The following is an 8,548-nucleotide window of genomic DNA, read 5'->3' on the forward strand; positions in this document are numbered from 1 at the left end:
TAATGGCGCGGCGTGAGTCGGTGCACAAAACCTAGAAAAGGCGGCAGACATGGCCGTCTTTTTCATGGATATTCGCTACTTTCCTGTTGGCTGATTGTTTTTTTTCAACCTTGATCAAGGTTATTAGACCAATAAAGCCGCATACTTCGTCCATTGCTAAATTACTGTCGGAGGACTCGCCTTGAAGCAGCCCACACACATCAGTTGGGATCAGTCGATGATCGAGAAGTACAACTACAGCGGCCCACGTTACACTTCTTATCCCACTGCGCTGGAGTTTGATGAATCATTCACTGAAGGCGATTTACTGTCGGCGATTGCCAACAGCAAAGGTGAACATCTGTCGCTGTATGTGCACGTCCCATTCTGCGCCAAACTTTGCTACTACTGTGGTTGTAACAAGATAGTGACGCGTCATCAGCACAAGGCTGATCAGTATATTGAGTACTTGGAAAAAGAGATCATTACTCGTGCGCCACTGTTCAAGCACTACAAAGTCACCCAAATGCATTGGGGTGGCGGCACCCCGACTTTCCTGTCACCAGAGCAAATTCTGCGTCTGACTTCACTGCTGAAAGCTAACTTTGATTTTGCCGATGAAGGTGAGTTTTCGATCGAAGTAGATCCACGTGAAATTGAACTATCAATGTTGGATACACTGAAAGAAGCGGGATTTAACCGTATCTCTATCGGGGTGCAAGACTTCAATAAAGACGTGCAGGTAGCAGTTAACCGTGAGCAGGACGAGCAGTTTATCTTTGACCTGATCAATAAGGCCAAAGCCATGGGCTTTGTTTCTACTAACGTGGATCTGATCTACGGCTTGCCCTATCAAACACCAGAAACGTTCGCCCAGACCATTAGCAAAATTCTGGAGCTTTCGCCTGATCGTTTGTCTGTGTTCAACTATGCGCATCTGCCTGCGCGTTTTGCCGCGCAACGAAAAATCAAAGAAGAGAATCTGCCGACACCGCAACAGAAGTTGGAAATTCTGCAGTACACCATCGAGACATTAACTGGTGCAGGTTACCAGTACATCGGGATGGATCATTTTGCCAAACCAGACGATGAGTTAGCAAAATTGCAGCGTGAAGGTCGCCTGCACCGTAACTTCCAGGGTTACACTACCCAACCGGAATGCGATTTGTTAGGTCTTGGGGTATCGTCAATCAGCCAGATTGGCGATTGCTATGCGCAGAACCAAAAAGATATCCACCCTTACTACGAAGCCATTGAAGCTACTGGCCATGCCTTGTGGAAAGGTTGCAAACTGAACCACGATGACGAAATCCGCCGCGCGGTGATCAAACAGCTTATCTGCCATTTCGAACTGGATATGGCAAAGATGGAACAACAGTTGGGTATTCAGTTTGAAGAGTACTTTGCCGAAGACCTGAAGCTGTTACAGACCTTTATCGACGATAAACTGGTGACAGTCGAAGATCGTAAAATTGAGGTAAGCCCTACTGGCCGTCTGTTGATCCGTAACATCTGTATCTGCTTTGACGTATATTTCCGTGAAAAAGCACGTCAGCAGCAGTTCTCTCGGGTAATTTAACCCGCCGTTATTGCACAAGCCGGCAATTAGCCGGCTTTTGTTTTTTTACTTTCATATAACGCGCGACGTTCGCTGTCAGACAAGAAGGCCATCTCGATACCATTCAGCTGAATCTGTCGTAACTGCTCAGGACTCAAGCCTATTGCCGTACTGGCAACTTGGTATTCGTGCTGAATATCGATGCCACTTACCCCCGGATCATCAGTATTCAGTCCCACACAGATCCCTGACTCAATAAATGCACGTATTGGATGTCCAGCATAAGATGCCACTGTCGATGTCTGCAAATTGCTCGTAGGGCACGACTCGATACCGATTCGATTCTCAGCAAGATATGCCATTAGCGTGGGATCTGAAACTGCCTTGACACCATGACCGATGCGTTTGGCACCAAGCTCCTTAATCGCCTGCCAGATGCTTTCCGGGCCAGCCGCTTCGCCCGCATGCACGGTAATCTGTAATCCGGCATCCCGAACTCGCTTAAAATGCCCAGTAAACAGTTCCCCAGGAAATCCTAACTCATCGCCAGCCAAATCAATGGCCACTATGCCATCAGCACAGGCAAGTAATGCATTTAACTCCTGCAAACAACAAGCCTCACCATAAGAGCGCGACATAATCCCAATCAGCTTAATCGCCACTGGATACTGTTTTATCCCGTCACGAATACCATCAAGCACGGCCTCGACCACCCCCTGCAGTGGTAATCCATGTGATTGTGCCATGTAATAAGGGCTGAAGCGTAACTCGGCGTAATCCAGTCCTGAAGCGGCGATATCCGCCACGTTTTCAAACGCGACACGCTTAACCGCATCCAAGTCGGCCAAGACCGCCACCATCCAATCCAGTTTGCTGAGAAAGGCCAGCAGATTTGCTTCCGTTCCCTGTACCTGAACAACTGACCTTAAGGCTGCCGCAGAGGTTACGGGTAAACGAATGCCATGCTGCTGGGCTAATTGCCAGATAGTTTCGATGCGGATATTGCCGTCAAGATGGCGGTGTAAATCCACCAAGGGAATGGAATAGTCAATCATATGCACAGCCTTATTGTTATGAGTATAGGTAAAGTGCAGCCTATTCTAGCATGCAGTAGTGCCAGCCAGTAAAACCTCAAACAGCAGATATCCCGAATCACATCAGCTCTGATAAACTAAAGCTGAAAAACTGTTCTAATTCAGGGAAGTTTGCAAGCGCATGAACCAGAACCATTTTACTGATAAACATGATTTACCCACGTTCTGGCAACAGGTGACACAAGCGCGACTGCCGGTTGAAGACCACCTGTCACTTGCATACTGTTTTATCCGTCATCCACAATCGAACAAAGCCATAGTGGTCAGTAACGGCAGGGTGGAGAGCTATCTCAAATACCAGGAAACCCTTTATGATCTCTACCAACAGGGTTATAGCGTCTATGCCTTGGATCATATCGGCCAGGGACTTTCGAGCCGATTAACCGTGAATCCACACAAAGGTCATATCGACCGTTTCAGCCGTTATGTTGATCATCTAGGACTGTTCGTTGATAAGGTCGTAAAACCGGCAGCACATTCGCAGTTATTTCTGCTTGGACACTCGATGGGCAGTGCCATTGGCACGCTGTATCTCAAACATCACAGCGATGTATTTAATGCCGCAGTATTGTGCGCGCCGATGTTTGGCATAAAACTGCCCTTGCCGCGCCGTTTTATTCTGTGGTTAGCCAAAATATTAAATAACTATATCCCCGGAAAAGAACCCAACTACATACCTGGGGGCCACAATTATCAGGCTATGAGCTTTGAGAAAAATCAACTGACACATTGTCGCAAACGTTATGCACAACTCGTACAGCTCTACCAGCAAGTGCCGCAAGTGCAACTAGGCTCACCAACCAATCAGTGGCTGATTGAAAGCTTGATTGCCAGTGAACAAGCCCGGCAGTTTGCGCAAACAAATACCGTTGTTCCGCTACTGATCTTACAAGCAGGAAATGATCACATTGTTGATAACCGTGCACAACAGCATGCCATAGGTCCAAGGACGCAGCTCCAACGAATCCCAGGCGCTCATCATGAGTTATTCATAGAAGAAGACGTTTTTCGCGAGGTGGCGCTACAGTATCTGTTCAGTTTTTTTGAGCGCAATAGCGGTTGCGGGGATAACGGCACCAGCGCTTAAAAGTTCTACAAACTCGGCTTCTGCCACCGGTTTGCTCCAAAGATAGCCCTGAAAACGGTCGCATCCAGTATTGATTAAAAAATTTCTCTGGTTAAGTGTTTCAACGCCTTCAGCAACAACCTCTAACTCCAAGGCATGAGCCATGCTCACTATCGTCGTTATAATGGCATCATCTTTTGCACCACAACCTATCTGCTGTACAAACGATTGATCTATTTTGAGTTGTGCCAGAGGTAAATGCTGCAGGTAACTTAACGAAGAATAGCCAGTACCAAAATCATCAATGGCGATTGCGACACCTGCACGGCGTAACTCCTCAAATTTACTCTGAATAATAGATAATTCAGTCAGTAATAGATGTTCTGTCAATTCTAATTGCAGTTGAGTAGCTGAGACTTTTAACTGGCTAATGGTCTCTAAAAAACTAGAAACAAAATCAACCTGATTAAACTGCTTGGCACTGATATTAATCGAGATCCGAGGAACAGCATAACCGTGCTTGATTGCATCATTAATAAAACGACACACGTCTGTTATCACCCATTCTGACAATGTATTGATAAACCCATTACGTTCTGCGTACGGTATAAACTCTGCTGGAGAGATATATCCATGCTCTGGGTGATACCAACGCAACAAGGCCTCGGCAGCAACTAACTTGCCATCGCCAGTGACGACAGGTTGATAATGAATAGCCAATTGATCCTGCTTAAGAGCGTTACGTAACTCGCTTTGCAGCAGCAGGTTTTTAGATGCGCGTTGCTCTAAATCAGGTGTATAAACGATATAGCTATCGCGGCTAATCTCTTTAGCAGTGAACATTGCCAGTTCTGTGCGCCGTAGCAATTCGTCTGGAGATAGTTGTTCGCGGCTATCAATAACATAAATACCGAGACTCCCCGAAAGATGCAGCTGTCTACCATCAACAGAAAAACCTTCTCCAAGGATACGACGGAGTTCTCCAGCCACGACCAGTGCATGGTCTCGGGCTGTTGCTAGAGACGCTCCAAGCTGTTCTCGTACAATAACAAATTCATCACCAGTAAGCCGAGAAACTAGGTTGTCTGAAAATTGCGCCGATAATCTTGCTGCTAATTGGACCAGCAGTTGATCACCTGCTTGATGCCCCAATGCATCATTAATCACCTTAAAATTGTCCAAGTCTAAACAAAACATAGCGCTGTAGCTGGTAGTATCAGTATTAGACGCAAAGAGGTCTTGGAGTTGCTTCATCAAACTGTGACGATTTATCAGATTGGTCAGCGAGTCGTGGGAATATAGATGTGTAAGGGTTTGTTGATTATTAACGTCTTCAGAAACATCCTTGTGAGTTCCAATCATCCTGGAGGGCTGCCCATTTTCATCCCACTCAATAATCATCCCACGATCAAGGATCCATACATAATGGCCATCCTTATGACGCAAACGATGTAACGACTCAAACTCGGTAACCTTACCGTCCAAAAAAGCCTGTAACGTCAATAACACCGCATTCTGATCTTCGGGATGTAACCGCTCTTTCCATGACAAAAAGCTATCTTCCAGTTCTTCTGGCATAAAGCCTAACATCTCCTTCCAACGGTCGGACAAAAACACTTTTCGACTAGATATATGCCAGTCCCAAATGCCATTGCGAGTGCTATCGATAGCAAACAGCCAACGCTGTTCGTTATCTTTTAGTTTATTAATGAGATCCCGATATCGCTGTTGATTCTTATATAACAACTGTTGCAATTCAACTAACTCATCAGCGACTAAAAAAGACGAAGACAATACCCCCATATCATCAATGGCATTGATTAATTGCCGGATTGGACGTTGAAATGACCAGTAAATAAACAAAAAAATTGCCAACAAAAACAGTGTTATCAACCCCCACACAAAAAAGAAGTGAGCGCGAAAGGATTGTTCGGCGGCCGAAAATTTAGGGTATAAGTCATATTCCATAAACACTAACTGTGGTTGCTTGCCAATATCTGCATGCTCAAGCGTTAGTGGATAATAAATAGATAACACCGCGGCTTCGAAATCCACTTTTGTAGTGGGGATGCCAGCCTTAACCACATCGTCATGCAGGATAGGAGAAAATTCTTCAACGGTTTCTCCTGCATTATTTCCACGCCAAATAGTGTGATTGGCAAACAGAACCTTGCCTGATGCGTTTACTAAAATAAATGTTTTTAAATCCAGATCGTTACTGAGGAAAACGATCTCGTCATCTATGCGAGAGGGATCTTGAAGTTCATTCGCTTTGCTAGCGATCAGATTCATTCTGCCAAGTTCTTCATTCCAGTGTGAAAGAACATCTTGAACGGTACTGGCTAACAACAAATGATGTTCATATAAATAAGTACCCGCTAGCAAGCAGGTATAAATAAAGAGAATAACTGCAGGAATGAAATAAAATCGAAAAGGTCGTAATAGCTTCACAAAAGGGACTCCACGAACAACTGGGTAGACCTTTAGAGGGCGTTCAATTTACCTACAAATTTAAGGTAAAGCCAATTGGTTTTAGCGTTTCATGACATAATTTATTACAAATATGATCTGCTTCAGCAATATCAAATATAAAATTGATAGTGCCGTTTCTAATCAGAAAAACAAAAGGCCTCAGTGAATACTGAGGCCTTTTGTTTATAAATAGGCGCTTGGCGATGACCTACTCTCACATGGGGAGACCCCACACTACCATCGGCGCGATTGTGTTTCACTTCTGAGTTCGGAATGGAGTCAGGTGGGACCACAATGCTATTGTCACCAAGCAAATTCGGTCAATTCGGAAAGCTGCTTCGTTCTCTACTTCAACCAAGTATTCATATTCATTCAAGGTTAACGACCTCCAGGGATGGAGGAAGTGCTAGAAAACATCTGGAATGTTTTCAGTAAAACCCATCTGGGTTGTATGGTTAAGCCTCTCGAGTCATTAGTACAGGTTAGCTAAACGCCTCACAACGCTTACACACCCTGCCTATCTACGTCCTGGTCTCGAACGGCTCTTCAGTGGACTCAAGGTCCAAGGGAAGACTCATCTTGGGGCTCGCTTCACGCTTAGATGCTTTCAGCGTTTATCAATTCCGAACATAGCTACCGGGCAATGCCATTGGCATGACAACCCGAACACCAGCGGTTCGTTCACTCCGGTCCTCTCGTACTAGGAGCAACCCCCCTCAATCTTCCAACGCCCACGGCAGATAGGGACCGAACTGTCTCACGACGTTCTGAACCCAGCTCGCGTACCACTTTAAATGGCGAACAGCCATACCCTTGGGACCGACTTCAGCCCCAGGATGTGATGAGCCGACATCGAGGTGCCAAACACCGCCGTCGATATGAACTCTTGGGCGGTATCAGCCTGTTATCCCCGGAGTACCTTTTATCCGTTGAGCGATGGCCCTTCCATTCAGAACCACCGGATCACTATGACCTGCTTTCGCACCTGCTCGACGTGTCTGTCTCGCAGTTAAGCTGGCTTGTGCCATTACACTAACCGTACGATGTCCGACCGTACTTAGCCAACCTTCGTGCTCCTCCGTTACTCTTTAGGAGGAGACCGCCCCAGTCAAACTACCCACCAGGCACTGTCCCTAATCCCGATAAGGGACCAAGGTTAGAACATCAACACTGCAAGGGTGGTATTTCAAGGTCGACTCCATCAGGACTAGCGTCCCAACTTCTTAGTCTCCCACCTATCCTACACATGCAGGGTCAATGTTCAGTGCCAAGCTATAGTAAAGGTTCACGGGGTCTTTCCGTCTAGCCGCGGGTATACGGCATCTTCACCGCAATTTCAACTTCACTGAGTCTCGGCTGGAGACAGCCTGGCCATCATTACGCCATTCGTGCAGGTCGGAACTTACCCGACAAGGAATTTCGCTACCTTAGGACCGTTATAGTTACGGCCGCCGTTTACCGGGGCTTCGATCATGAGCTTCTCCGAAGATGACCCAATCAATTAACCTTCCGGCACCGGGCAGGCGTCACACCGTATACTTCCTCTTGCGAGTTCGCACAGTGCTGTGTTTTTGATAAACAGTTGCAGCCAGCTGGTATCTGCGACTCCCGTCAGCTTAGAGAGCAAGTCTCATCACCAACAAGAGCGTACCTTCTCCCGAAGTTACGGTACCATTTTGCCTAGTTCCTTCAGCCGAGTTCTCTCAAGCGCCTTGGTATTCTCTACCCGACCACCTGTGTCGGTTTGGGGTACGATTCCTGCTAACCTGAAGCTTAGAAGATTTTCCTGGAAGCTTGGCATTAACCACTTCATCACCTTAGTGACTCGTCATCAGCCCTCAGTATTATGTGCCCGGATTTGCCTAAGCACACTACCTACAACCTTAAACGCGGACGACCGTCGCCGCGCTGGCCTAGCCTTCTCCGTCTCTCCATCGCAGTTAGCAGAAGTACGGGAATATTAACCCGTTTCCCATCGACTACGCCTTTCGGCCTCGCCTTAGGGGTCGACTCACCCTGCCCCGATTAACGTTGGACAGGAACCCTTGGTCTTTCGGCGTGGAGGTTTTTCACCCCCATTATCGTTACTCATGTCAGCATTCGCACTTCTGATACGTCCAGTGTGGGTTACCCCTTCACCTTCATCCGCTTACAGAACGCTCCTCTACCGCTCATACATAGTATGAACCCGTAGCTTCGGTGTATTGCTTAGCCCCGTTACATCTTCCGCGCAGGCCGACTCGACTAGTGAGCTATTACGCTTTCTTTAAATGATGGCTGCTTCTAAGCCAACATCCTAGCTGTCTAAGCCTTCCCACATCGTTTCCCACTTAGCAATAACTTTGGGACCTTAGCTGACGGTCTGGGTTGTTTCCCTTT

General features: G+C 46.7%; 4 protein-coding genes and 2 rRNA genes (1 of these 6 running past the window's edge). 2 read left to right on the plus strand and 4 right to left on the minus strand.

The window, feature by feature from the left end:
- The first annotated feature begins 181 nt into the window (after window positions 1-181).
- Entirely contained in the window at window positions 182-1,558 is a 1,377-nt protein-coding gene (gene hemN, locus KDN34_RS17205; RefSeq protein WP_212594906.1) for an oxygen-independent coproporphyrinogen III oxidase, read from the plus strand.
- Window positions 1,559-1,584: 26 nt separating this feature from the next.
- Here the strand turns inward: hemN and add are convergent, their stop codons facing one another.
- Entirely contained in the window at window positions 1,585-2,592 is a 1,008-nt protein-coding gene (gene add / locus KDN34_RS17210; RefSeq protein WP_212594907.1) for an adenosine deaminase, read from the minus strand.
- Between the two features lie 160 nt (window positions 2,593-2,752).
- On the opposite strand from add, the gene KDN34_RS17215 reads away from it, so the two are divergent.
- Window positions 2,753-3,718: an alpha/beta fold hydrolase gene (locus tag KDN34_RS17215; RefSeq protein WP_212594908.1), complete on the plus strand. Its 966-nt coding sequence runs from the start codon at window positions 2,753-2,755 to the stop codon at window positions 3,716-3,718.
- Here KDN34_RS17215 and KDN34_RS17220 read toward each other — a convergent pair.
- From KDN34_RS17220 to KDN34_RS17230, 3 genes are all read right to left on the minus strand, one after another.
- Complete coding sequence (locus KDN34_RS17220; protein ID WP_212594909.1) at window positions 3,653-5,989, minus strand: putative bifunctional diguanylate cyclase/phosphodiesterase; 2,337 nt, start codon at window positions 5,987-5,989, stop codon at window positions 3,653-3,655. The genes KDN34_RS17215 and KDN34_RS17220 overlap by 66 nt on opposite strands.
- Window positions 5,990-6,364: 375 nt before the next feature.
- Window positions 6,365-6,480: ribosomal RNA gene (rrf, locus tag KDN34_RS17225) — 5S ribosomal RNA — on the minus strand.
- 140 nt (window positions 6,481-6,620) lie between these two features.
- Window positions 6,621-8,548: ribosomal RNA gene (locus KDN34_RS17230) — 23S ribosomal RNA — on the minus strand (it continues 961 nt past the right edge of the window).

The organism is Shewanella yunxiaonensis, assembly GCF_018223345.1.
Classification (GTDB): domain Bacteria; phylum Pseudomonadota; class Gammaproteobacteria; order Enterobacterales; family Shewanellaceae; genus Shewanella; species Shewanella yunxiaonensis.

Coding starts and splice junctions, on each gene's coding strand:
- add (WP_212594907.1), bottom strand. CDS start 2,592: ATGATTGACTATTCCATTCCCTTGGTGGATTTACACCGCCATCTTGAC.
- KDN34_RS17215 (WP_212594908.1), top strand. CDS start 2,753: ATGAACCAGAACCATTTTACTGATAAACATGATTTACCCACGTTCTGG.
- KDN34_RS17220 (WP_212594909.1), bottom strand. CDS start 5,989: ATGAATCTGATCGCTAGCAAAGCGAATGAACTTCAAGATCCCTCTCGC.